The 25,400-nt window shown below is 37.9% G+C and carries 23 protein-coding genes; 18 read left to right on the forward strand and 5 right to left on the reverse strand.

The window, feature by feature from the left end; translation table 11 throughout:
- The first annotated feature begins 279 nt into the window (after nt 1-279).
- From D0T53_RS07125 to D0T53_RS13735, 9 genes are all read left to right on the forward strand, one after another.
- A complete protein-coding gene (locus tag D0T53_RS07125; protein WP_163265786.1) occupies nt 280-1,218 on the forward strand; it encodes a PorP/SprF family type IX secretion system membrane protein in 939 nt (312 codons plus the stop codon).
- Between the two features lie 85 nt (nt 1,219-1,303).
- Nucleotides 1,304-2,728, forward strand: coding sequence for an SUMF1/EgtB/PvdO family nonheme iron enzyme (locus D0T53_RS07130; protein ID WP_163265788.1), 1,425 nt, complete (start codon nt 1,304-1,306; stop codon nt 2,726-2,728).
- Nucleotides 2,729-2,776: 48 nt separating this feature from the next.
- Nucleotides 2,777-3,727 (forward strand): gliding motility protein GldL, encoded by a 951-nt coding sequence (gene gldL, locus D0T53_RS07135; protein ID WP_163265790.1) that lies wholly within the window; start codon nt 2,777-2,779, stop codon nt 3,725-3,727.
- 25 nt (nt 3,728-3,752) lie between these two features.
- The gene (gldM, locus tag D0T53_RS07140) at nt 3,753-5,312 is read left to right on the forward strand and encodes a gliding motility protein GldM (protein WP_163265792.1); all 1,560 of its coding nucleotides are present in this window, start codon (nt 3,753-3,755) and stop codon (nt 5,310-5,312) included.
- A gap of 33 nt (nt 5,313-5,345) precedes the next feature.
- Nucleotides 5,346-6,434 (forward strand): gliding motility protein GldN, encoded by a 1,089-nt coding sequence (gene gldN, locus D0T53_RS07145; RefSeq protein WP_163265794.1) that lies wholly within the window; start codon nt 5,346-5,348, stop codon nt 6,432-6,434.
- A gap of 21 nt (nt 6,435-6,455) precedes the next feature.
- Nucleotides 6,456-7,034 carry a non-canonical purine NTP diphosphatase gene (locus tag D0T53_RS07150; RefSeq protein ID WP_163265796.1) on the forward strand — a complete coding sequence of 193 codons (579 nt, stop codon included), beginning with the start codon at nt 6,456-6,458 and terminating at the stop codon, nt 7,032-7,034.
- Nucleotides 7,035-7,045: 11 nt separating this feature from the next.
- Nucleotides 7,046-10,624: a tetratricopeptide repeat protein gene (locus D0T53_RS07155; RefSeq protein WP_163265798.1), complete on the forward strand. Its 3,579-nt coding sequence runs from the start codon at nt 7,046-7,048 to the stop codon at nt 10,622-10,624.
- A complete protein-coding gene (locus tag D0T53_RS07160; protein ID WP_255489394.1) occupies nt 10,621-11,358 on the forward strand; it encodes a M15 family metallopeptidase in 738 nt (245 codons plus the stop codon). Before D0T53_RS07155 ends, D0T53_RS07160 begins: the two co-directional genes overlap by 4 nt.
- Nucleotides 11,359-11,376: 18 nt before the next feature.
- A complete protein-coding gene (locus D0T53_RS13735; protein WP_163265800.1) occupies nt 11,377-12,390 on the forward strand; it encodes an acyltransferase family protein in 1,014 nt (337 codons plus the stop codon).
- A gap of 6 nt (nt 12,391-12,396) precedes the next feature.
- On the opposite strand, the gene D0T53_RS07170 is transcribed toward D0T53_RS13735, so the two are convergent.
- Genes D0T53_RS07170 through D0T53_RS07180 form a run of 3 tightly spaced genes read right to left on the reverse strand, consistent with a single transcriptional unit; the run spans nt 12,397 to nt 13,864 of the window.
- Complete coding sequence (locus D0T53_RS07170) at nt 12,397-13,128, reverse strand: biotin--[acetyl-CoA-carboxylase] ligase (RefSeq protein WP_163265802.1); 732 nt, start codon at nt 13,126-13,128, stop codon at nt 12,397-12,399.
- Entirely contained in the window at nt 13,118-13,492 is a 375-nt protein-coding gene (locus tag D0T53_RS07175; RefSeq protein WP_163265804.1) for an MmcQ/YjbR family DNA-binding protein, read from the reverse strand. The genes D0T53_RS07170 and D0T53_RS07175 overlap by 11 nt, the downstream gene beginning before the upstream one ends.
- A 6-nt stretch (nt 13,493-13,498) precedes the next feature.
- On the reverse strand, nt 13,499-13,864 hold the full coding sequence (locus tag D0T53_RS07180; protein ID WP_163265806.1) for a YraN family protein: 366 nt from the start codon (nt 13,862-13,864) through the stop codon (nt 13,499-13,501).
- 76 nt (nt 13,865-13,940) lie between these two features.
- On the opposite strand from D0T53_RS07180, the gene D0T53_RS07185 reads away from it, so the two are divergent.
- The 8 genes from D0T53_RS07185 to D0T53_RS07220 all read left to right on the forward strand — a co-directional run bounded on the left by D0T53_RS07185 (nt 13,941) and on the right by D0T53_RS07220 (nt 21,310).
- Nucleotides 13,941-14,153 carry a hypothetical protein gene (locus tag D0T53_RS07185; RefSeq protein WP_163265808.1) on the forward strand — a complete coding sequence of 71 codons (213 nt, stop codon included), beginning with the start codon at nt 13,941-13,943 and terminating at the stop codon, nt 14,151-14,153.
- Complete coding sequence (locus D0T53_RS07190) at nt 14,150-14,593, forward strand: nucleoside deaminase (RefSeq protein ID WP_163265810.1); 444 nt, start codon at nt 14,150-14,152, stop codon at nt 14,591-14,593. The genes D0T53_RS07185 and D0T53_RS07190 overlap by 4 nt, the downstream gene beginning before the upstream one ends.
- 41 nt (nt 14,594-14,634) lie before the next feature.
- Complete coding sequence (locus D0T53_RS07195) at nt 14,635-15,561, forward strand: ABC transporter substrate-binding protein (RefSeq protein WP_163265812.1); 927 nt, start codon at nt 14,635-14,637, stop codon at nt 15,559-15,561.
- 15 nt (nt 15,562-15,576) lie between these two features.
- Nucleotides 15,577-16,302, forward strand: coding sequence for an ABC transporter ATP-binding protein (locus D0T53_RS07200; RefSeq protein WP_163265814.1), 726 nt, complete (start codon nt 15,577-15,579; stop codon nt 16,300-16,302).
- Nucleotides 16,299-17,054 (forward strand): ABC transporter permease, encoded by a 756-nt coding sequence (locus tag D0T53_RS07205; RefSeq protein WP_163265816.1) that lies wholly within the window; start codon nt 16,299-16,301, stop codon nt 17,052-17,054. The genes D0T53_RS07200 and D0T53_RS07205 overlap by 4 nt, the downstream gene beginning before the upstream one ends.
- Before the next feature lie 32 nt (nt 17,055-17,086).
- Nucleotides 17,087-18,298: a porin gene (locus D0T53_RS07210; protein WP_163265818.1), complete on the forward strand. Its 1,212-nt coding sequence runs from the start codon at nt 17,087-17,089 to the stop codon at nt 18,296-18,298.
- A gap of 10 nt (nt 18,299-18,308) precedes the next feature.
- Nucleotides 18,309-18,989: a monofunctional biosynthetic peptidoglycan transglycosylase gene (gene mtgA, locus D0T53_RS07215; RefSeq protein WP_163265820.1), complete on the forward strand. Its 681-nt coding sequence runs from the start codon at nt 18,309-18,311 to the stop codon at nt 18,987-18,989.
- Between the two features lie 203 nt (nt 18,990-19,192).
- Nucleotides 19,193-21,310 (forward strand): S9 family peptidase, encoded by a 2,118-nt coding sequence (locus tag D0T53_RS07220; RefSeq protein WP_255489395.1) that lies wholly within the window; start codon nt 19,193-19,195, stop codon nt 21,308-21,310.
- Nucleotides 21,311-21,315: 5 nt separating this feature from the next.
- Here D0T53_RS07220 and mutL read toward each other — a convergent pair whose 3' ends face one another.
- On the reverse strand, nt 21,316-23,166 hold the full coding sequence (mutL, locus tag D0T53_RS07225) for a DNA mismatch repair endonuclease MutL (protein WP_163265824.1): 1,851 nt from the start codon (nt 23,164-23,166) through the stop codon (nt 21,316-21,318).
- A gap of 823 nt (nt 23,167-23,989) precedes the next feature.
- Nucleotides 23,990-24,901, reverse strand: coding sequence for a tRNA (adenosine(37)-N6)-dimethylallyltransferase MiaA (gene miaA, locus D0T53_RS07230; RefSeq protein WP_163265826.1), 912 nt, complete (start codon nt 24,899-24,901; stop codon nt 23,990-23,992).
- Between the two features lie 88 nt (nt 24,902-24,989).
- Here miaA and rsfS point away from each other — a divergent pair, with 88 nt between their 5' ends.
- Nucleotides 24,990-25,349 carry a ribosome silencing factor gene (gene rsfS / locus D0T53_RS07235; RefSeq protein WP_163265828.1) on the forward strand — a complete coding sequence of 120 codons (360 nt, stop codon included), beginning with the start codon at nt 24,990-24,992 and terminating at the stop codon, nt 25,347-25,349.
- Nucleotides 25,350-25,400: the final 51 nt, after the last annotated feature.

Genomic DNA, 25,400 nt, shown 5'->3' on the forward strand with positions numbered 1-25,400 from the left:
TATGAAAAAATCCCTTAAACTTGTATTGTTAAATTTGCCGTTGATTTAACTTTTTAAGGTATTGAACATGGTATGGAAATTAATCGATGAGAAATATAATACAGTTAGCACAATTTATTTTGTAATTTGCAGTTTAATAAGTAAATAATAATTAATTTCGCAACAATTAAAAAAGGACTTATTCCTTTTGTTTATTTTGTGAAAGAGGGTAAGCTTGCTTAGTGAATAAAGTAATGAGGCTGAGCACAAATGGTGATAACCTTGAATTGGATTTTGTTAATGAACTTGAGATACTTTCTGATAATAATACTTTTGGTAATATGCGCTACTTCTGCTTATGGGCAGTGGGATCCGCAAATAAGCCAATATTGGAGAGTGAAGACGTTTTTTAATCCGGCTTTTGCAGGCGAAACAGAAAATATACAAATGACAGGTTTGTATCGTATGCAATGGTTGGGTGTGGAGAATGCGCCTAAAACTCTTATTATATCAGGGGATATGCCATTTAAATTTTTAGGGAGGGTTCATGGTGTTGGTCTGCTTATGATGAATGAATCGATAGGATTATATTCGAATTCTCAAATGGCAGGACAATATGCCTATAAGAAAAAGTTTAAAAAGAACACTTTAAATATTGGTGCACAAATAGGATTAACGCGAATTGGTTTTGATGCCGATGGTATAAAGGATGTCTGGACAGACGAAAATGATGAAGCCAAACCTACAATGAGTGAGCAGGCTTCGGTTTTTGATGCTAATATTGGTGTGTCGTGGATTGCTCCTAACTACTATGCCGGAATATCGGTAACACATATAATGGAGCCTTCTTACGAATTAAATGAAACATATTCATCTTTTATAAACAGGGCATATTATTTAACTGCGGGATACAATATTCAGCTACGAAATCCGTTGATAGAATTACAGCCTTCGGTTTTAGTGAAATCCGATGTTGTGTTTACTCAATTTGACTTTACCGGGCGAATTGTGTACAATAAAATGTTTAATGGCGGTATTTCTTGGAGAAAAGACGACGGGTTCGTATTTTTGCTGGGAATAAAATATAAAGGTTTTGATGCGGGGTATGCATACGACCTGTCAAACTCGGGGATGTCAAGCGGAACAAGTGGCAGCCACGAGCTTTTTGTTCGTTATTCGATGCCGATTAAACTAAACAAAACTCAGAGGAACAGCCATAAAAGTATCAGGTTATTATAGACAGATATTTGTTTGAAGTGGCTTTTATTATTATATTTTGAAATGAAAAAGGGTTGAAGAACCCAAATACTGATAGAAAAGTAATATGAAGAAATTATTTTTTGCACTCGTAACTTCCGTTGTATTGTTAACTTCCTGTGGTAAACCTCAGGGGGGATCTGTAGGCGGTGAATTAGTTGGGCTTGGCGGTTCGTCATGGGCCGAACCGAATCCATATGGGATGGTTCTTGTTTCAAGGGGTGCTTATGAAATGGGCCCGGCAGACAGCGACTCGCTTTGGGGTATTCAGGCTTCGGCAAAAGGTGTATCTGTTGATGCTTTTTGGATGGATGATACTGAAATAACAAACTCCGAGTATCGCCAGTTTGTATATTGGGTAAGGGATTCTATTATCCGTGAACGTTTGGCCGATCCGGCCTACGGTGGAGATGAAACCTTTAAAATAACAGAAGACCGTTATGGCGATCCTGTAAAGCCGTACTTGAACTGGAAGAAAGTAATTCCGTTTAAGCGCCCTACCGAAGATGAAGAAAGGGCTATTCTTAGCGTTACAGCCGTGCATCCGATTACAGGTCAGCGGGGAATAGATGCTGCTCAAATGAATTTCAGATACGATTGGTACGATCATACGGAGGCTGCTAAGCGCAGGAATCGTTTGAATCCGGTGGAGAGGGTGCTAAATACTGATATAACGGTTAACCCTAACGAAATAATAATGATTTCGAAAGACACCGCTTACATTGATGAAGAAGGACGTATAATAAATCAAACTATAACCCGTCCGCTAAGTACACTGTTCGATTTTTATCACAGTCACATTGTGAATATATATCCCGATACAACAGTATGGGTGAACGATTTTAATAATGCTTATAACGAACCGTATATGCGGATGTATTTTTCACATCCCGGATATAACGATTATCCTGTTGTGGGGGTTACATGGGAACAAGCTACGGCATTCTGTAACTGGCGGACAATTTTCTATCGTATGGGAATGGGGCCACGTTCGCGCGATATAGAGCCATTTAGACTGCCAACAGAAGGGGAGTGGGAATTTGCTGCGCGTAATGGAAAGACCGAAAATAAATATCCATGGGATTCGGAGGGTACTGTTACCGATAAAGGGTGTTTCATGGCAAACTTTAAACCGGGTGATGGAGATTATACTCAGGATGGAGAACTGATAACTTCGCGTGTAGCCAGTTATAACCCGAACCGCTACGGTTTGTATGATATGGCGGGTAATGTATCGGAATGGACATCTACTACATACGTAGAGTCGGGTAATGCTGTTGTTAATGACTTGAATCCTGAATACGGCTATAATGCAGCTAAGGAAGATCCATACGCCGATAAGAAAAAAGTTATAAAAGGCGGTTCGTGGAAAGATGTCGGAATGTTCATACGTGGCGACATGCGTGACTTTGAATATCAGAACCAACCTCGTTCGTATATCGGATTCCGTTGTGTAAGAACCCAGATCGGGACATCTAAATCAAGAAGATAATTATTGTTAGATCGATTTATAAATTACAAATAAAAGACTCAAGAAATCATGGGTAAAAAATATAGAAGATATAAAAATGCTATAGAAAAATATCTGTCGAGCGAAAAAGGCAGTCTGTTATTTCACAGGGCATATAGTTTTGGTGCGGCTATTGTTATTATCGGAGCCTTGTTTAAGATAAATCATTATGCTTACGGAACAGAGATATTAGCAATCGGTCTTATTACAGAGGCTGTTATATTCTTTTTGTCAGGTTTCGACAGACCGGCCAAAGATTACAAATGGGAAGAAGTTTACCCGGTGTTGGCTAACGAAGCAAGCAGTCGTGATAGTCTGACGGACGAGGAAAAGCAGGAGAATGAGCAACCTGTTGGAGGTAAGCGAGGTTATGCCGGTGGTGGAGGCGCTGTTATTATAGGTGGCGGAGGCGCATCTTCGTCATCAGCGGCTGTTTCCGGTGGAGTTTCTGTATCGGGTGGTGGAGTTGTTGGCGGCATTGTAAGTGATATGTCAGGGGCAGTTGATGCATCTGAAAAATATGCCGAACAATTAGGCAAAGCTTCGGAGAATATGGAAAAATTTGCCGAAATAACCAATTCGTTAGCCGAAATGTCGAATGCTCTTCTTTCATCCTTCCAGAGCATTAATGATAATTCGGAAGGATTGGGTAATAATACTAAGGGATATATTTCACAAATGGAAAGTCTTAACCGCAATATCTCAGGGTTGAATACTATTTACGAAATACAGCTAAAGGGTGTTAGTGGGCAGATAAATACCATAGAGCAAATTAATGCAGGTCTTGATCGCATTAAACGTTTGTACGATGGTTCATTGTCCGATAGTGCGATTTTTAAGAACGAAACCGAAAAGATGGCACAACAGTTGGCCGAGCTTAATAGGGTGTATGCTCGTCTGTTACAGGCTATGACTGTTAATATGAACATGAGTATGGGAGGTGGTTTTATGAATCCGACTCCGGAACAAGAAGATAAATAAAATATTCGTTTTATAACAATATAGAATGGCAACAAACAATCCAAATTCTCCAAGGCAGAAGATGATAAACCTCATGTATCTGGTGTTTATCGCAATGCTGGCTCTCAACGTATCGTCAGAGGTGCTTGATGGTTTCGACTTGGTAGAAGAAGGCCTGCAACAAACAATAAAAAGTAGCGACGGTCAGAATGATATTCTTGTTAACCGTATGCAAGAATTATATACCCAGAATCCTGTTAAGACCGAAGAATGGCATTCAATGGCAATGACTTTCAAGCATCGTTCTGACTCATTGTATAATCACATTCAGGACTTGAAAGAGCGGATCGTGAAATATGCTGATGGTAAGCATGGAGATGTGAATAATATAAAGAGTAAAGAGAGTCTTGATGCGGCTTCGTATGTTATGTTATCCCCTCTCGAAAAAAGAGGGAGCAAACTGAAAGAAGCAATAGATTCATATCGTGGATATGCGGTATCTATGGTTAGCGGTACACGTAAAGAGCATGTAGAGGATAGGCTGAATACAAATATATCGAAAAGGGTAGATGCCGGAAATAAAAACTGGGAACAGGTATTATTTGAGCAAATGCCAACTTCGGCAGCGGTTACGCTGTTAACGAAGCTTCAGAGCGATATTCGTGCTGTTGAAGGTGATGTTCTTGGCGAATTAGTTGGTAATATTGGCGCAGATGATTACCGTGTGAATAGTTTGGAAGCTTATGTTGTTCCTGAATCAAGATTCGTAACACGAGGAAGCGCATATAGGGGACAAATCATTCTTGCGGGTATTGATACAACTAAACGTCCGCGTATAGAACCAACGAGCGGAACAGTGAATGAGGATGGTTCATTTTCCATTCCTGCTTCGGGGGTAGGGGAACGTAAGTTTACAGGAAAAATGTTTCTGTCTCGTCCAGGTAAAGAAGAATTTGAAGTTCCTTTTTCGTCCGATTATATGGTTATAGAGCCAATGGCTACAGTAGCTCCCCGTTTAATGAATGTGTTATATGCAGGTTATAGTAATGAAATAGATATTTCTGTTCCGGGAGTGCCTAACAACAGAATAAGGGCTTCGGTAGCGAATGGAAGCGGTCAACTAGAGGCGAGAGGAAATTATTGGATTGCCCGTCCTTCGAAGGTAGGGCAGGAAATGATAGTTTCGGTAACTGCCGATTTTGGAAATGGACGCTATATAGAAGTAGCTAAAAAGCCTTTCCAAGTACGTAAGTTACCCGATCCAACTCCGTACATTGAGTATGCCGATGCTAATGGAACCCCCAACAGATTTAAAGGCGGACGAATAAATAAAACAGTTATTGTTAATGCACCGGGAATAAAGGCTGCGATGGATGATGGTGTTCTTAATATCCAGTTTCAGGTACTTCGCTTTACAGTTGTGTTTACCGATGGTATGAACTCAATAAGGGAGAATTCGGATGGTGCTAATTTTTCTGACAGGCAAAAAAATCAGATAAGGCGGCTAACCAAAGGACGTTCATTCTTTATAACCGATGTAAAAGTAAAAGGTCCCGATGGTATGGAGCGAGATTTGTCCTCTGCTATGGAAGTACGTATAAATTAAAAGAAAGCAAATTCTAATTAGGAATTTTAAGATATGAAACGATTATTTTTATCAATAACAATAATTCTAGCCGGAGTTCTCTTTGTTGGGGAGTTGTCGGCTCAAGAGTCTTCGGTTCGCGACAGAATTGCCCGCAGGCAGCAGGTAGAAAAAAATAAACAATCGATACCTCAACTGACTGTTCGTGCAAATAATCGGAATCAATCGCAAACTCAGGAAATAGCGAATGCTCCATGGGTTCGTGAAATTTATCGTTTCCTTGATCTGAATAAGGAGAAAAACGCATCGTTATATTATCCGGTAACGCCAATTGGTGATAGGATGAATTTATTTACGATGATGTTCAGATTATTGTCGAATAATGAGATTACAGCGTATGAGTTTCCTATCGATAGAGTAGAAACATTCTCGGATGCCGATAAGTTGAATTTTAAGGATCTGCTCGATCGTTTTGGAATAATGTATACCGAAGAAAATGGCGTATATTCTATCGAAGATGCGGATGTACCGAGTAATGAGGTTACAGGTTATTATGTGAAAGAAGCTTGGTATTTCGATAAATCGAATTCTGTTGTGGATATTAAAATATTGGCTATTTGTCCTGTTATTTTTTCGCAAGGCGATTTTGAAGCAGAGACTACCCGTTATCCCCTGTTTTGGTTGCCATATGAAGAAATTCGGCCATATGCCGCCCGTATGCCTATAATGTTGTCGAATCTGAACAATGCATCGAATCAGACTATCGACGATTTCTTCCGTAAACGATCTTTCGAAGGCGATATATACAAGACAACGAACATGAAAAACCTTACTTTAGCCCAAACGGTTAATTCAGGTAATGGAATGGACGAAATTGCTCCTATTGTACAAGATTCGCTTTTGAAAAAAGAACAAGCTAAGATAGAAGGACAGCTAAAACAATTTAAAACAAATCTTTGGGCTGTTGAAGAACCTGCTCCTAAAGTGAAAGACTCGAAAAAGAGCGACGAGAAAAAAGAAGACGAATCGGGAGAGAAAAGTGATTCGGACGAAAAAGTGCGAACCAATGAGGTTAAACAAGAGAAATCGTCATCTTCTTCAAAATCAGCACCGGTTCGAAGTATGAGAGGACGCAGAAGATAAAGCAAGTTAGAATTGATTAATATGAAAAGACTTGTTTTTTCGACAAACAATGCGCATAAACTGGAAGAAGTAAGTGCAATTCTGGGTAATGATTTCGAGGTGTTAGGATTGAGGGATATAGGAATAAACGAAGATATACCCGAAACAGGTAAAACACTTGAAGAAAATGCTTTTATCAAGGCCTCTTATATTTATGAGAAGAAAAAGTGTGATTGTTTTGCCGATGATACAGGACTTGAGGTTGAAGCATTGGATAATGCTCCGGGAGTGTATTCGGCAAGATATGCAGGAGAGCAATGTTGTGCAAAAGATAATGTAGAGAAGCTTTTGTCGGAACTTGAGGGTGTTGAAAACCGCAAGGCTCGTTTCCGCACGGTAATAGCAGCAATTATAGACGGAAAAAAGTATTCTTTTGAGGGAATTATAAAGGGAGTTATTATTAATACCCCTAAAGGAGAAGCCGGATTCGGATACGATCCTGTATTTATGCCCGATGGCTACGATAAAACATTTGCCGAATTAGGTAACGATATAAAAAACAAGATAAGCCATAGGGCGTTGGCTGTAAAAGAATTAGATACCTTTCTTAAAAACAGATAGATATTTGCAAGGTGTTGAAAAATAAATTTGCGTTAGTTAGCATATTAAGCGTTGTATTGCTCTTTATTTCGTGTTCTAACCAAAAGAACACTAAAACAACACGTCTTTATCACGAGATAAATACCCGTTATAATATTTACTTCAATGCTGAAGTTGCATACGAAGAAGCTCTTCAGAAAAAAATGGATTCGTACGATGAAAATTTATCGAAAATCATCTCTGTATATCCTTATTATGCACCTAACGAAAAGGGGGAATATCCTAAAAATAGCAGTTTTGTTACAACTATTGATAAATGTACCAAAGCCATAAAAATACACTCGATACAGGTAAAACCCGAACGAAATCCGGGTAAGCGGGGGAATATTGCTTATCAGAAATGGCTCGAACAGCGTGAATTTAATCCGTTTTTAAAAAATGCATGGTTATTGATGGCAAAAGCCGAATACCAGAGTGTTGATTACCTGAAAGCATTAACTACATTTTCATACATAACACGTCTTTACAGACAGGATATAGATGTTGTAGTTGAAGCTCGTTTATGGATGGCCAAGAGCTATACACAAATGGGTTGGTTTTACGAAGCAGAGAATGTTTTTAAACAAATAGAAATGGCGGGGGGAGTTCCCGATAGCCAGAAAAAACTATATGCATCGGTATATACAAATTATCTGATTCAGAGTAAAAAGTATGAAGAGGCAATTCCTTTTTTGCAACAAGCTATAAAATACGAAGGAGGAGAACAAAGTACCCGTTTAAAATATCTGTTGGGACAAGTATATGCAGAACAGGGCAACAAAGAAAAGGCTTACGAAGCTTTCAGTAAAGTGTCGGGGCTAGGAGTTTCGTTCGATTATGTATTTAACGCACGTATGCAGGAAGCCCGTAATTTGAATATTGCGGATTTGCAACAAAAGAAAAAAACTTTGTCGTCATTAAATAGAATGACGAAGCAAACAAAAAATAAAGAATACCTTGATCAGGTATACTACAATATCGGATATATTCATCTACAAGATGGTGATACCACAAATGCTATAAAAAACTATAGATTGGCGGTCGAAAAAAGTACTCGTAGTGGTTATGACAAAGCTATTGCGCAAGTAGCTCTGGGCGATTTGTATTTCGAGAAAAAGGATTATGTGCGGGCTCAGCCTCTTTATCCCGAGGCTTTAGGTATTTTGGGTAAAACCTACGAAAGATATGATAAATTAACACTCAGATCGGAGGTCCTTAATGAATTGGTTGTTTATGTTGAGGCTGTTCATCTACAAGATAGTTTGCAGGTTTTAGCTAAGATGCCCGAAGATGAAAGGCTTGCTGTTGTGGATAAAATTATTGAGAACCTAAAGAAACAACGGGAAGAAGAGCGTAAACAACAGGAATTAGAAAAACACAATGCTAACAGACCAAGCGGTGGAGTTTTAGGAGCACAGCAGGTAACGGCACCACAAACCCCACTGTTGGGGCAAACAGATGCATCTAAATTTTATTTCTATAACACTCAAACTGTATCCCAAGGAAAACAGTCGTTCAGAAATCAGTGGGGAGACCGCAGATTGGAAGATGATTGGCGTCGGAAAAATAAAACCAGTGCCGCTTTTGACGATTTCTTTAAACAGGAAAATCAAGGCGAGGAAGTTGCGGAAGAAGGTATACCTCAGCCGGGCGTAGAAGAAAGACCGGAAGGTGCTCCTGTTATAGATAAATCGCAACAGGTAACAGACCTTGATCGAGAGTATTATCTTCGTCAGATTCCAAAAACAAATGCTACATTAAGGCAATCAAACGATATTATTGAAGATGCTTTGTATCAGATGGGCTTGATTTATAAGAATAGGCTCGAAGATTTAGGTTTGTCTGTCGATGCTTTTGACGAGGCTATAAAACGATTTCCTAAAACCCGGAACCTTGAGGAGATTTATTACCAATTGTTTATTATTTATATGCAATTGGGGAATAAAGATATGGCGGAGCTGTATCGTTCAAAAATATTGGCAGAATTTGCAGGACGCGATTATGCAACCATGCTATCCGACCCTAACTACGAATGGAATATCCGTAACCTCAAAACGCTAGAGAATAGTTTGTACCAGCAAACTTACGACGCTTATATGGGAGGAAGCGTTAGTGCAGTGCGTAGTAATTATAGTACGGCGAAGGAAAAATATACGCTTTCGGAGCTTATGCCCAAATTTATGTTCCTTAATTCGTTGACATTTGCCCAGACAGGAGATGTTGAAGAATTTAAGAAAAGCTTGCGAGAACTTATCGATAAATATCCGAATGCTGATGTTACAGCGTTGGCCTCTGAAATGTTGAAAGGTGTTTTGGAAGGACGTTCGCTTGTTGGAGGTCTGACAGGAATGGTGTGGAATATGCAATTTGGGGGAGGAGGTATAACCGAAGGTGATTCGGCAGTCGTGTTTACCGATGTTCCGGAAAGTAAACATTTAATGATGTTGATATTCGACCCTAAAAAAGTGGATAGAAACCAGTTATTATACGATGTAGCCGATTACAACTTCTCGAATTTTATATTACAAACATTCGACTTGAGTTTCTCGGATGTAGGACCTTTACAGATGTTACAGGTAAAGGGTTTTGATTCATTTAAAGATATTGCAGAATATACGAATAAGGCTTTTGAAGATAGTTCGCTAGTGCAGCAAATAGATTCTTCTGTAATATTTGTGCCTATATCGGCTGATAATTATGATATCCTGCAACGAGGTAAGAGTTTAACAGATTATTTTTCTTTTGTTCAGGAACACTATGCTGCACCTTTGGCAAAACTCATTTCGTATTGGAATCTACAAATGACAAAATCGGAAGATGAGGAGGCAGAAGTTATAGAACCAGAAAATATTCCGAAAACGGAAGTTCAGATACAACCAGATAGGAATGCAGAATCGGAAGAGAAGGAACCGGAGATAATACATACTGAAATTCCTGATAATATTAAATTTACCGATCAGGATGAGGTAAAACCTGTGTTGCAGGAAAAAGTTGACCAAGGTGTAGAAACAGTAGTTTCGGATGAGACTGTAAATCAAGTTGGACGAGGCTTTGATGATGCGCAGGATACATTTGATGAAATAGCTGATAATCCTGTAGATGGAATAAAAGGTTTGATAGAAAAAATAAAGAATAAGCCTAAACTCACGAAGGAAGAAAAAGAAGCTGCAAAAGAAGAAAAGAAACGCTTACAGCAACTAGAGAAGGAGCGTAAAGCGCGAGAAAAAGTGGTTCAGGATTCGATACGAGCGATTGAAAAAGCAGTTCAGGACTCAATAAAACAAGAGGAGCGCGAGCAAATAGAGTTTGAAAAAGCGGCGAAAAAAGCTAAGGAAGATGCAATTAAAGACGCAGCCAAAGCTAAAGAAGATGCTCGTAAAGCTAGGCAGGAAAAACTGAAGACCAAAGAAAAGGCTCGAAACGAAGAACTTAAGCGTAAAGAAAAAGAGCGTGAAGAGAAGCTGAAAGAACGGGAGAAACAGCGCAAAGAAAAAGAAAAGCAAAGAGAAACCGAATTAAAGGAACGTGAACGTCAAGCTCGAGAACGGGAGAAACAACGTAATCGAAGATGAAAGGAATGATGCGTTTCGTTTTGATATTAATGAGTGTTTGTACACTTTCATGTTCTTCTACTTCTCAAGAAGGTAAAAAACTGGTTAGTGGGATAAATCCTGAACTGATAAAGTTTAACTATTCTCAGGTATCTTCTACCGAAAAGTACCTGAGGTCGTTAGGATTGGTTGATATTGCAAAACATGATTCTTCGATAGTTATAGATCTTAAGTATGCGACATCCGATAATTTTACAGGAGTTATTCTTTATATCGAGATTGGAAATGCATATCTGCATCCTTTGGCGATGGAGAAGCTTTGTAAAGCATCTCAAATACTGAATAACGAAAATTCGGAGTTACGTTTGCTTATATATGATGCAGCACGTCCCTTATCGGCGCAAAAGCGAATGTTTGAAGTTGTACAAGGAACAAAATATCAGGCTTATGTTGCTAACCCTTCACGAACGGGATTGCATAATTATGGAATGGCCGTAGATCTGACTATTTGTGACGAGAACCGTGTTCCTTTAGATATGGGAACTCCTTTCGACTATTTTGGAAAGACGGCAGGGATAAATGACGAAGATTTGTTTGTGTCGCAAGGTTTGTTAACAAGGGAGCAGGTAAATAATCGTCGATTATTGAGAAGAGTTATGCAAGAATCGGGATTTATAGCTATAAGAGGCGAATGGTGGCATTTTAATGCTTGTTCGTTAAGCGAAGCACAACGAATAGCGAAATTGATAGAGTAATTGACTTATAGTATTGTAATGGGTACACAAAGAAATATTTATATCGATTATATAAAGGCGGTAGTCATAATACTAGTTGTGTTGGGACATAGTATTCAATGTTTTGATTATGGGGTAACTTCTTTGTTATGGTCCGATTGGTTATTTAAGTTAATATACACTTTCCACATGCCTTTACTTTTGGCTATTAGTGGGTATTACTCTTATTTTTCTATAAAAAAACAGTCATTGTACATCTATACTAAGAAAAGAGTACAGTACATATTTGTCCCAATGGTTGTTTGGTGTGTGCTATATTCTATAATAGTTCAAGTATGTTTTGCTCAGACTTTTGATGTTATTTCTTTTGTGAAGGTATTAGCCGAAAACATTCAGTATGGTTATTGGTTTATTTGGGCTATACTATTTTCTGCTATATATTCAGCCGTATTACATAAACTGAGGTTAGATAATGTTATAGGTTTTTTGGTTAGTTCCATATTATTAATGTTTATTGATATCCATAACTTTCAGTTTCCAATTGTAATTAGTTTCTTTCCTTTTTTTGCAATAGGTTATTTATTAGCAAAAGTTGATATAAACAAGTTAATTTCATTTTGTAAAAAGTATTTTCTCTTGTTTCTTATAGCTTCTTTGATATGTTACTTTTTGTGGACCGACAAAGCATATGTTTATATAACTCCTTCTAATTTTGAAAACTGGAGCACTGTATTATTCAGAGATATAACGGCAATTGTTATTTCTGTTTCGTTCCTTATTATCTTTTATTATATTTATCGATACATTTCTAGGTCGAAAGTCGTATCATTTTTATCGGAAGTAGGAAAAGAGACGTTGCCCATTTATTTATCCCATCATCTAATCGTGAATTTATTTCAGGCAGGATATTTATATTTCAATGTTTTTGAAACTAAATATAGTATCATCTTTATCATACCAAGTTTATTGTTTGTTGTGCTGTTTTATTATTTTACTCGCATTATAAATAAAAATAAAATTGCCGCTTATTTATTGCTAGGGAAAAAGCTTTGAAGAACTCTAAAGATACTTTACTTCTTTAAAGGCATATCTGTGTATGTTGTTTTTATCTGTTTTTAAAACCAGCATTCCCGAAGGTTCTATATCTTCTATTTGTGCCATAAAAGAACCGTCTTTGTCGCAAAAAGGGAAAGTCCCTTTGCCTCTATATAAATGTTGCTTGTATTCATCGACGATAGGCTGAGAATTGCTCTTAGATTGTTCGTATAGTTTTGCTATATTATCCACAACCTCATGCAAAATTTTCATTATGTCGAACTCAATCCCTGTGACTTGTTTTAGCGATACAGGATTAGGGGCACTTCCGACAAAGCTTTCCTGATTAATGTTTATGCCTATGCCTATGACCGATTGTGATACAGAATTGCCGACAAAGCTATTTTCTAAAAGAGTTCCGCATATTTTCTTATCATTCCAGTAAATGTCGTTAGGCCATTTAATCGATATATTGCCGACATATTTGTTCAGAGTTCTTCTGATGGCAACCGCTATAAGTTGTGATAGGATAAAAGGCTCGGACGGTTTAACGTGTTTGGGATAAAGCAGGATGCTGAATAAAATATTTTTCCGCTTTTCCGATTCCCACGAGTTACCTTGCTGGCCTTTTCCCGATGTTTGAAAATCTGTATATACAACAGTTCCTTCTTGTAAGTCGGTTTCTGAGACCGATAATCCTTTAAGGTAAGTACTCGTAGAATTAACTTCCTGCAAATAAATATAATCATTCTTCATTTGCCATATTCTTATAAATTTCCTGCTGTTTTTTAGGTAGTTTGTTTATAACTTCTTCTACCGAGTGATCGATCCATTGTTTTATCTCAATGTCGGACATATCGCCTTCCTGATTAATAGAATTCCACAACTTTTTGTTAGCATGAATTCCCGGAATAACAGCTGTGTATCGTTCGCGCAGATCGATAGCTTTTTCGGGGTCGCATTTTACACTAACCCAAAAACCATCCTCTGATGGGTCTATCGAAGTGTAGGCAAACATTTTATTCATAACTTTAAAAACGAGTACTGTTTCGTCGAACGGAAAACTTTCGTTCGCTCCCTTTACTGATAAACAATACTCCCTTAACTCTTCAATATTCATAACAGTTTAGTTTAAAGGGGCTAAAAATGCATCCTCGAAATGTGTTATCTGATAATCTGTTCCTTCTTGTAAAATTGATATTATATCAAATCGTATTGGCATATCAATATTATATTCGTTGGCATAAAAGTCGGCAGCATCTACCATTCGTCTTATTTTTATATCTGTTACTGCATCTTCGGGGTTTCCCCATCTGGCGGATTTACGTGTTTTAACCTCTATAAAAATAAGTGACAATTGGTCGGTTGCTATAATATCTATTTCAATTCTGCGATGTCGCCAATTCCTCTTCAAAATGGTAAACCCTTTGTTCTGTAAGTAAATTACAGCCGCATTTTCTCCCTGATATCCAAGATTGTTGTGATTTGCCATAATTTTGACCGCTTTACATTATAAAATGTCATCAAGGGAGGTAAAAATAGAACTTTTCTTTCTAATTTTGCGGGTAATGAGCCAGAAAAAAAAGAATACGATAATTCGTGATAAACAAGTTTCTTTTTCGTTGAGTGAAGAAGAATACAATCTTGTGGCTTCATATATAAAGAAGTACAAGATTTCGAATAAGTCGCGGTGGTTACGTGAAACGGTTATTGCTCATATTCTGAAAAATCTGGATCAGGATTACCCCACTTTGTTTGGAGAAAATGAAATGCGTCGATGAACGATATCCTTAACGATGAGTTTTATATGAAGCAGGCTCTAAAAGAGGCTCAGCAGGCTTTCGATAGGGACGAAGTGCCTATTGGCGCCGTAATTGTTTCTCAAGGACGGATTATAGCTCGTGCACACAATCTGGTTGAGGTATTAAACGATGTGACGGCTCATGCCGAAATGCAGGCTATTACGGCTGCTGCAAATGTGTTGGGTGGCAAGTATTTGAAAGACTGTACGCTGTATGTTACAGTAGAACCCTGTCCTATGTGCGCAGGTGCATTAGGGTGGTCACAGATATCAAGGATCGTTTATGGAACGAAGGACGAAAAAAGAGGTTATTCTTTTATTGCGCCAAAGTCGTTACATCCCAAAACTCAGATAATAGGAGGCGTTTTGGAAAAAGAATGTGCGGCTATTATGCAAAATTTTTTCAAAGGAAAACGCTGAAAAAATTATTTGATATTCTTGTTTACTAATAGATAAACTATATGAGAAAAATTTACATTATACTCATCTTTTTTTCTGTGTTGTTGCAATATTCGTGTAATTCGGATAAGAAAAATACAGAAGTGCTGAATTTAGGTGTAATGTCGTCAATGGATTACCTCCCTTTGGCTGTTGCAGGCAGAGAAGGTTATTTCGATAAGTTGGGTCTAAGAATAAAGATACATAAATTTTATTCGGCTAACGAGCGTGACGCAGCATTTCAGAGTGGAAATGTTGATGGAGTTGTTATTGATTATACAGGTGCTATTTTGCAAAAATCGGGAGGCTTCGATCTTAAGCTAACATCGAAGTGCGATGCTCCCTTTTACATTGTGGCAGGAGCGAATACCACAATTGACAGCTTATCTCAGCTAAAAGGAGCGAAAGTTGCAGTTTCTCAGAATACAGTTATCGATTATATTGTGGATATGGCTTTACAGTCGGTTGGATTAACAGCTTCCGACATCGAAAAGATAGAGATGAATAAAATTCCTCTTCGGTTCGAAATGCTGAGAAATGGAAAAATAGATGCTACAGGTTTGCCTAACCCGTTTGCTTTGATGGCCGAAAAAGCAGGAGACAAAATGTTAACTTCGAATGCCGATTTAGGTTTTTCTATTACAGGAATCATGTTTTCGCAATATTCAATCGATACCAAGAAGGATATGATTGTAAAAATGTACGAAGGCTATAACATGGGTGTCGATTACTTAAAATCGCATACAGTTGAAGATATTAAGGATATATTGATAAAAGACCTAGGCTTTACGGACGAAACTATATCGAAAGCAGTGCTGCCCAACTATACAAAAGCACAAATGCCGTCCGATGCCGATATTCAAAAAGTTGTGGAATGGCTGGCTACCCGTAAATTGATAGAGTCGTCGTTCGATAAAAATTCATTGTTAGACAATCAGTTTGTTCAGTAAGCAACCAACTTCCAAATGATCTCAATAAACAGTCTGACTGTAAAATATAACGAAACTGAGGTGTTGAAAAACTTCTCGCTTAATCTGGATAAAGGCGAAATATATTCGATGATAGGTCCTTCAGGCTGCGGAAAATCTACCTTGTTGAAGGTTTTATGTGGAATAAAAAAGGACTATATAGGAGATGTTTTATATAATGGAGAACCTATTGAGCATGCAAAGCTATCGGTTGGTTATGTGCCTCAAAATTATGGATTGTTAGATTGGAAAAAGGTAGAGGATAATATATACCTGCCATTAATGCTCGATAAAAATAAGAAAGTTAAGGAGACAGAAGTTCTTGATATTCTTAACTCGCTTGAGATTGAAGATTTATTGAAGCGTTATCCACGTGAGTTGAGTGGGGGGCAAAAACAACGGGTGGCTCTTGCTCGTGCTTTTATTTCGCAACCCGATTTGTTATTAATGGATGAGCCTTTTTCGGCACTCGATGCATTTACTTCATCTGCATCGCAAAAGTTATTCCTCCGTATATGGAATAAATATAAAGTTACAACCTTGTTCATAACACATAATATTCAGGAAGCAGTTTCTATAGGCAGGCATGTTTTACTGATGGGTAAGGTTTCCCGAAATCTTATTGATAATATTGATAATCCTACTTTTGGCGTTGCTGATAGTGATATGGAGAAGATGCAATTGGCAAATACAATAGTCAAAAAATTTGAAGAGACAGTATGAAAAAACGGTCGGTGTTAGATAATATCATTTATATATTGGTCGGTTTTGTACTGTTCAATATTATATGGTTTGTTTGTGCCGAATTGTTGCAGCTAAAAGCTTTGCCTTTGCCACTTGATGTTTATAGTGGTTTTGGTAAGGCTTTGGATAATGATATTGCAGGACATTTGTCGGCTAGCCTTTCGCGTGTTTGCATCGGGCTGATTATTTCGCTTATGATAGCTGTTTTGCTGGGAATGAGTATGGGCTATAATAAAAAAGTAAACAGATTGTTAGGCCCTTTATTGTATTTTACTTACCCTATACCCAAATTAGCACTTTTGCCTATTGTTATGATTTTGTTTGGTGTTGGCGAATCATCTAAGATTATAATTATTGTGCTGATTATTGTGTTTCAGCTTATTTTGTCTATTCGCGATGCTGTGTTAGGTATACCAAAAGATGATTATGGTGTACTGATTTCGCTAAAAGCGAGTAATATAGACAGAATGCGACATATAACATTTCCTGCTATCTTGCCCGAAATATTATCATCGCTACGTGTATCGTTGGGTATTGCTATGTCTGCGTTGTTCTTTACCGAGACGTTTGGCACAGATAAAGGTCTGGGCTTTTATATAACCGATTCGTGGATGCGCCTCGATTATATACAAATGTATTTTGGCATTTTCACATTGTCTCTTGCCGGTTTTTTTATATTTCTGGTCTTGGATATTGTTGAGAGCTATACATGTAAATGGAAGAAATTATAGATAATAATTAGATATATTGTTTTTAGAGTGTTATGAAGAAAATTTTTACTGTTGTATTGTTATTTGCCTTTTATAGTACAGTGTCTGTGTTCTCGCAAGAAGAAACGAATAACAAGTTGTTGGAGAAACTGGTAGAGAAAAATATCTTAACAAAATCGGAGGCTGAAGAAATCCTTTCCGAATCGGAACAGGAGAGTAGCACTACAAAGTTAGAGCAAACAGTAGAGAAAGTAAGGAATGCATTTAATACTCCTTATATGCAGTTTGGTGGATACGGATTGTTTTGGTATCGGTATAATCAGTACGAGAATGTGCATCACGACATGAATGCCCGTGTGGTATTTATATCAGTTAGAGGCCAGTTAAACAAGTATTTCAGGTATTTTATACTGGCCGATTTTGTTAATCCACAGTTGTATGAATTTTATGGAGAATGGACGCCTTCAACCGCTTTTAATTTAAGAGCAGGTCAGTTCAAAATACCTTTCTCGTTAGAAAATCCATTTTCATTAACCGATCTTGAAACAATAAGTAATACACGGTCAGTATCTTATCTGGTAGGTATGGCTGGAGATCCTATTCAATGGAGTAAGATGGATGGTTCTGCTGTTAATCATACAGGGCGCGATGTCGGGGTTATGGCTTCGGGTTCGTTGTTAAACATAGGCACACACGACCTGATACAATACGGTGCTGGTGTATTTCAGGGAACAGGTATGGGAGTTCGGGAGAATAACAGTACGAAAGATTTTGCGGGAAACATAATTGTGCAACCAATAAAAGATTTACGTATTGCCGGTAATTTATATGCCGGTAAAACGTCATATAGAACGTCGCATAGAGTGTTGGATGTATATCCTTTTAAATATCCTTATACATACCAGATAGACGAGGAGCATGGACGTAACCGTTGGGGGTTAAGTGGCGATTATAGGAACGGTGGTTTTTATGCACGGTCGGAGTGGATAAAAGCTAACGATGGAGGTATAAAAAAAGAAGGCCTATATGGCTTGGCCCAATACTATGTTATTCCTCAAAAATTGTCACTGTTGGCTAAAGTTGATTATCTGAATATCGATAAAAAAAATAATAACGAAGTATTTGATTATGTTGCGGGCATGGACTATTATTTCTGGAAAAAATGCCGCTTGCAATTGAATTACATTTACTCCGATTATTCTAAAAACTGGAGTCAGCGTTCGTGCGAAAATACAGTCCAGCTACAAATGCAGATCGCATTTTAAATATAGATAAATGAAGCGGATTTTTAAGTGGGTACGGAATATTATACTGTTTTTATTCCTGTTCAGTATTTTGCAGGTTGTGTTGGCAAAATATGTACCTGTTTATATAACTCCGCTAATGGTAATAAGGACAATAGAGCAGCTAAGAACCGATAAGCCTGTTAAATTACAACACAAATGGGTTTCTATTGATAATATATCGCCTCATTTACCTCAGGCGGTTGTAGCTTCCGAGGACAATTTGTTTCTTGAACATTCGGGCTTCGATTTCAAACAAATAGAAATAGCCCGTAAGGATGCCGAAGAAGGAAAGCGGGCCAGAGGTGCAAGTACTATATCGCAACAAACGGCGAAAAATGTGTTCCTTTGGCATGGACGTTCGTTTGTCCGTAAAGGCTTAGAGGCTTATTATACTGTGCTAATAGAGCTTGTTTGGGGTAAAAAACGTATAATGGAGGTCTATCTTAATTCTATCGAAATGGGAGAAGGTGTGTATGGTGCAGAAGCAGTAGCACAGGCCCATTTTAATAAACCGGCTAAAGACCTGACAAAAGAAGAGTCGGCTGTTATTGCTGCTACCTTACCCAACCCCCGACGTTTTAATTCGGCTAAGCCATCGAGGTATATTCTAAAACGCAAGGATAAGATTTTGTCGCTCATGGATAAAATAAAACCAGTTAAATTCGATTGATTTTCATTATATCTTCCGGCTCTGTTATACTTAAACATGTTATCTTTGTTATAAATAAAATATTTGATGTTACATTTTAAAGCTATAACTAACAGTCAGAGTTATGCCTGAATGGACATAAATGTTAAAATAATAGTTTACAATAGATTATAATGAAGTTTTTTAAGTATACAGTTTTGTTAACTGTCGGTTTTTTATTCTCTATGAAATCATTCTCGCAAGAAAATAACGCTTTACTTTCGTTAGACGACCTGATTCCCGGTGGAAGCACATATAGTAAATACACGGTAAAGATGCCTTCGCAATTACAATGGTGGGGCGATAAACCTGTCTATGTGAAAGGCGATTCTATAATGATTGCGCCATTGACAAAAAAAGACAAGGTTCAATTACTAATAACAAAAAAGATATTGAATATCGGGCTTACAACTTTAGGTCAAAAAGAGTTGTCGTCTATTCCCGAAATTAGTTTTCCTTACCCCGATTCGACAATTATATGCTTTAATAAAAAAGACGAAATTCTTTTATACGATTTTGCCGATAAAAAAGTGTTGGCTTCGTTATCTGTACCTTCCGATGCAGCGAATATCGATTTTTCTATCGAAAGCAGAAGGTTGGCATACACAAAGGAGAATAATCTTTTTATAGTTCAACCAGACGGAAAAGAGCTCGCTTTGTCTAAAGATAAAAATGAAGGAATTGTTTCGGGGCAAGCGGTACATCGTAACGAGTTTGGTATAACAAAAGGTACATTTTGGTCGCCAAAAGGAAATTATCTGGCTTTTTACCGTATGGACGAAACAATGGTAACCGATTATCCTTTAATAGATATGTCGGCGCGGGTGGCTAAGCTAAATAACATAAAATATCCGATGGCGGGTATGAAAAGCCATCAGGTGACTATTGGAGTTTACAATGTACAAACAGGAGATACTGTGTTTCTGAAAACGGGCTTACCCAAAGAAAAGTATCTGACAAATATAGCATGGGCTCCCGATGAAAAGAGCATTTATGTTGCCGAGCTAAACAGGGGACAAGATACTTGTTTGATGAAGCGTTATAATATACGGACAGGAAAACAGGAGGCCGTTTTATTCGAAGAGAGCCATCCTAAATATGTGATTCCTGAGAATCCTGTAATGTTTTTGCCCGATAATCCTTTGCAGTTTATTTGGTTGAGCAAACGTGACGGATATAATCATATGTATTTGTATAATGTTGACGGAACTGTATTAAAACAGTTGACTTCGGGTAATTGGGAAGTGCTTTCTATTATTGGTTTTGATGCAAAAGGCGAAAATGTTTATTATATATCGTCGCACGATTCTCCAATCGAGCAACATATTTACCGTCTGGATTTAAAGAAAGGTAAGACAACTAAACTGTCGAAAGACGCAGGGATACACACTGCCTTATTGAGCAAGTCGGGGAGATATATTTGCGATTCGTACAGTTCGCAATATAATCCGGGAAAAGTAGCAATAACCGAAACAGGTAAAAATAGTACACATGTTTATTTCGAAGCTACCAGCCCTTACAGAGATAAATTGCTACCCGAAATTACATTGGGTAGTGTAAAAGCAAATGACGGGCAAACCGATTTGTATTACCGTATGGTAAAGCCTACGAACTTTGACCCGACAAAAAAATATCCTGCGATTGTTTATGTATATGGTGGCCCTTTTTCTCAAATGGTGACAAATTCGTGGATGGGGCAAGTCCGTGGTTGGGATATACATATGGCTAATAAAGGATACTTGGTATTTACACTCGATAATAGAGGAACATTGAGGCGGGGATTCGATTTTGAGAACGCTACACATCGTCAGTTAGGTATTGTGGAAACACAAGACCAGATGTCGGGTGTGAACTTTCTGAAATCGCTTTCGTATGTTGATGAGAATCGCATTGGTGTACATGGGTGGAGTTATGGCGGATTTATGACACTGAACCTTATGTTACGCCATCCCGAGACGTTTAAAGTAGGTGTTGCGGGTGGACCTGTAACCGATTGGCATTATTACGAGATAATGTATGGAGAGCGTTATATGGATAGTCCGGCAGAAAATAGAGACGGTTATGAAGAAACCAGTATGCTGAATAAAGCAGGAAACCTGCAAGGGCGTCTTTTACTTATACATGGCGATGAAGATCCTACGGTTGTTATGCAACATAGTTCTCTGTTCTTGAAAGCCTCGATAAAAGCAGGTAAGCATCCCGATTTTTTCATTTATCCGGGGCATGGGCATAACATGACGGGTAAAGACCGTGTTCATTTACACGAACATATAACCCGCTATTTCGACGACTTCCTGAAGTAAAAAGTCTATTTAAATAACTTGTCTATATCGCTATCGGAGAAGACATTTATTATCATCTTTCCGTCAGGTGTGTATTTGTGATTTTCGGCGCTAAAGAGAGTGTCAACAATTTCGTTAATCTCTTCGTCCGATAATTTGCATCCACATGATATTGCTCCGGCGTACGCCATAGATAAGGCTAACGATTCTTGTATCTCGTCTTTAACATCGCTGCCACTTTCTATACTTTTGTTTATCATATTACGAACCAAATCGGTAGCATTCACATTGTTCAGTTCGGATGGGATACCATTGATAGCGTAGCTGTTATTTCCGAGGTTACTTAAATCAAATCCTACAGCATCAAAATCGTCTATTAAGTATGGAACCATAGAGGCTTCCGAAGCCGAAAGCTCTATTATTTCGGGAAACAAAACGCGTTGCGAAACACCTTTCTTTTGTTGTATTTGATATAAAAATCTGTCGAAAAGAATTCTTACATGCGCTCTGCGCTGGTCTATAAACATTAAACCCGATTTTACCGACGTAATTATATATTTGTTTTTGTATTGATAATGTATCGAGTGCGATTCGTGTAACTTTTCGTCTTGTGTATTAGGCGAGAATAAAGATGTTCCCTCGTTCTCGTTATCAGGAAAGAATTGTTCTTTGTTGCTACCTTTTTCTTTTTCGAAACCCTCATATAATGTTTCCCAATTCATTTGCGGACGCTTGTAAGAAGAGTTTCCTCCTCCGCTACTTCCCGATTGTTTGAAGGGGTTAAAAGTAGGGTCTATATTTATTTGCGGATGACTGATGTTTAAGTCGGGATTATGGATAGGTATATCTATTGCATCTTGTGTATCGAAATCGATAGCAGGAACTTCGTTCGATTTTCCCAGAGCCGATTTTACTGTTGCTGCCAATATTTGCCAAAGAGGCTGTTCGTTTTCGAACTTAATTTCGGTTTTAGTAGGGTGTATATTTACATCTATGGTAGAGGGGGCAACCTCAAAATAAATAAAGAAATTAGGATTTTCTCCAACAGAAATCAATGATTCGTATGCCGATGTAACCGCTTTTGCAAAATAAGGATGCCTCATATAGCGTCCGTTCACAAAAAAGTATTGTTGTGCCCTTGCCTTTCGTGCCGATTCGGGTTTACCAACAAAGCCTCTTATTTTAGCAAGAGTTGTTTCTATTTCTATCGGTATCAACTGTTGGTTGAATCCTTTGCCTATAACGTTTAATATGCGTTGTTTCAGGCTGGTTTGTGGATATTTCAGAACTTCAATATCATTTTCGATGAAAGTGAAGTTTATTTCAGGGTTTACCAATGCAATACGTTCCAGCTCGGTTAAGATGTTTTTTTTCTCTGTTTCGTTCGATTTCAAGAATTTACGACGCGCCGGAACATTAAAAAATATGTTCTTTATCGAAAAATTAGAACCTTTAGGACATGCAACACATTCCTGATTTTCGACTTTCGATCCCAGAATGCTAATGAGTGTTCCTACTTCGTCGTCTTCTTGTCGTGTACGTAATTCTACATGCGATATTGCTGCAATAGAAGGGAGGGCTTCTCCTCTGAATCCCATTGTACGAAGCCCGAATAAGTCTTCGGCCGACTTTATTTTTGATGTGGCATGTCTTTCGAATGCTAGTCGTGCATCGGTTACCGACATTCCTTTTCCATTATCAATAACCTGAATCAGAGTGCGTCCTGCATCCTTTATTATTATTTGAATGTCGTCGGCTCCTGCATCTATGGCATTTTCTACTAATTCTTTTACAACCGAAGCCGGGCGCTGTATAACTTCGCCGGCAGCAATTTGGTTTGCTATCGAATCGGGTAATAAATGTATAATATCGCTCATTGGTTATTCTAAATTATGTAATCTTTACAAAGATACTGCAAAGTAGCTTATAATAACAATTTGTTTTTTTACAAAACCTGACACATCTGACAGATTTATCGTTTTTTTAAATTATGCTTATTTACTGCCGCGTATCTTACCGATGCTTGCCTTCGTTCATTTTGCCTTGATGCAAAACGAACCAAAAAATCAAGACTGCACCTGCTGTGCGACCCGCCATTTAGCTTGTTCACTGAACAAAAAATAACTCGCACAAAAGCTTGTGCAGACTTTAAAGTCAGGCTATGCTCAAACAGCTTTTTGATTCCTTTTGCGGCATAGGGCAAAAGGAATGCAAGTGATCTTCGATCACGCGCAGTAACAACGGTAAATTAGTATTATTTTAAAGAACACTTGCTATAGATTTATTCTATCAATATAGAATTATCCCTAGCCCAAAACACTCTGAAAAGACTAAATAAAAAAAACCTGACACACCTGACACTTTTTTCATTTTTAGAAACCATGCACTCGAAGATGGTGTTTAGTTTGGCTATAACAAAACTCTATTTGTCCAGAACTGGATTTGGATTATCAATTTCTGTTATAGGTATTCTATAAAAACCTGACAGTTTTTCTTGTTTTTTTGAAAATGTTGGATGTTAGATTCCCGATAACTTACTCCATATTATAGATAAAGCCCGATGTTATTTATACATAACGAATTTGGCTTTGTATGCGTTTGTGTTTCTTTTTTTATCGTATGAATAATGATATATAAAAAAGGTTTCTGAAAAAAATAAAAATCTATGTTAGCAACGTTTAGGCATTAGTCGAAGTTTTATTATAGTAGAGATTTTACCCGGTCTGTTTTTTCGTCATCGGGTAGGGAAGAGGCAAGCCAATGAATGGTAAGCCCTCGTTTTTCCATACCCCTGAACCAAGTCATCTGGCGTTTTGCAAATTGATGTATAGCTATCTCAAGCTGCGAATACATTTCGTTATACGACAATTTACCGAGAATATGCAAAGTTATATACTTATATTCCAAACCGTAGTAAATGAGGTCTTCAGGGGCAACTCCCTTGTCGAGTATAGAACGTACTTCGTCTATCATACCTTCTTCTAAGCGGGCTTTAAGCCGTTTACTTATCTTAGCACGGCGGGCTTCGCGTTCGATGTCTATTCCTATAATAAGACTGTTTATTGGAGGATACTCGTTCTGTTCAAGTGGATTATCCTTTTTGTATGCTTCTATTTCTATCGCGCGGATTGCTCTTTGCGCCGTGTCTATATCGGTCGAGTTATGTAGTTGTTTGTACGAACCGAGTATTTTACTAAGTTCTTCCAGACTTTTACCCTCCAGCTCTTTTCGCAGGTTTTTGTTCTCGGGTACGTTAACTAAAGAATACCCTCTGAGTACCGATTCGATATATAGCCCCGAACCACCACACAATACAGGGAGTATGTTTCGCTGTTTAATGTCGGTATATGCTTTGTGAAAGTCGTGTTGATATTCGTAAATATTGTATTTTTCGCCGGCCTCGCAAATGTCGATAAGATGATATGGAATTTGCTTGCCGTTAACGGTGTAATCGTCAAGGTCTTTACCTGTTCCTATATCCATCGTTTTGTAAACCTGTCTCGAATCTCCGCTAATTATTTCGGAGTTTAAATCGTATGCCAGTTTGCAGGCAAAGCCCGTTTTTCCCGATGCAGTTGGCCCAAGTATAGTTATTAATTCGAAATTATTCATAAGGCAAAGATATACAACTCGGTAATAAAAGGCTAATTTTAAAAAAAACAATTTATCTTTGCAAGTTCTAAATATAGATTAAAGGAAAATGAAAGAAGTAAAGAGTTTGGTTAATAACATAATCGCTGCATGTCAGGATAAGAAAGCTAAGAACATTGTAACTGTCGACATGTCAGACCTACCGGGTAGCATCTGCCAATATTTCGTTATTTGCGAAGGAAATACGCCTACACAGGTTTCGGCTATTGCCGACGAGATAGTAGATGCGTTGAAGAAGAAAAAGAAAGAACGTCCTATCAGTATCGATGGCTTACGTGAGGCCCGTTGGGTAGGTATTGATTATGGCACAGTTATTGTTCATGTATTTATTCCCGAGTTGCGTGAGTTTTACGATATAGAACATTTGTGGGCCGATGCTAAGTTGGAACAGATACCTGATATTGACTAGCGCAACAATAAACGGATATATTTGTTATAAGACAAAACAATGAAATAATCC

Source organism: Dysgonomonas sp. 216, assembly GCF_010501065.1.
Taxonomy (GTDB): domain Bacteria; phylum Bacteroidota; class Bacteroidia; order Bacteroidales; family Dysgonomonadaceae; genus QVMM01.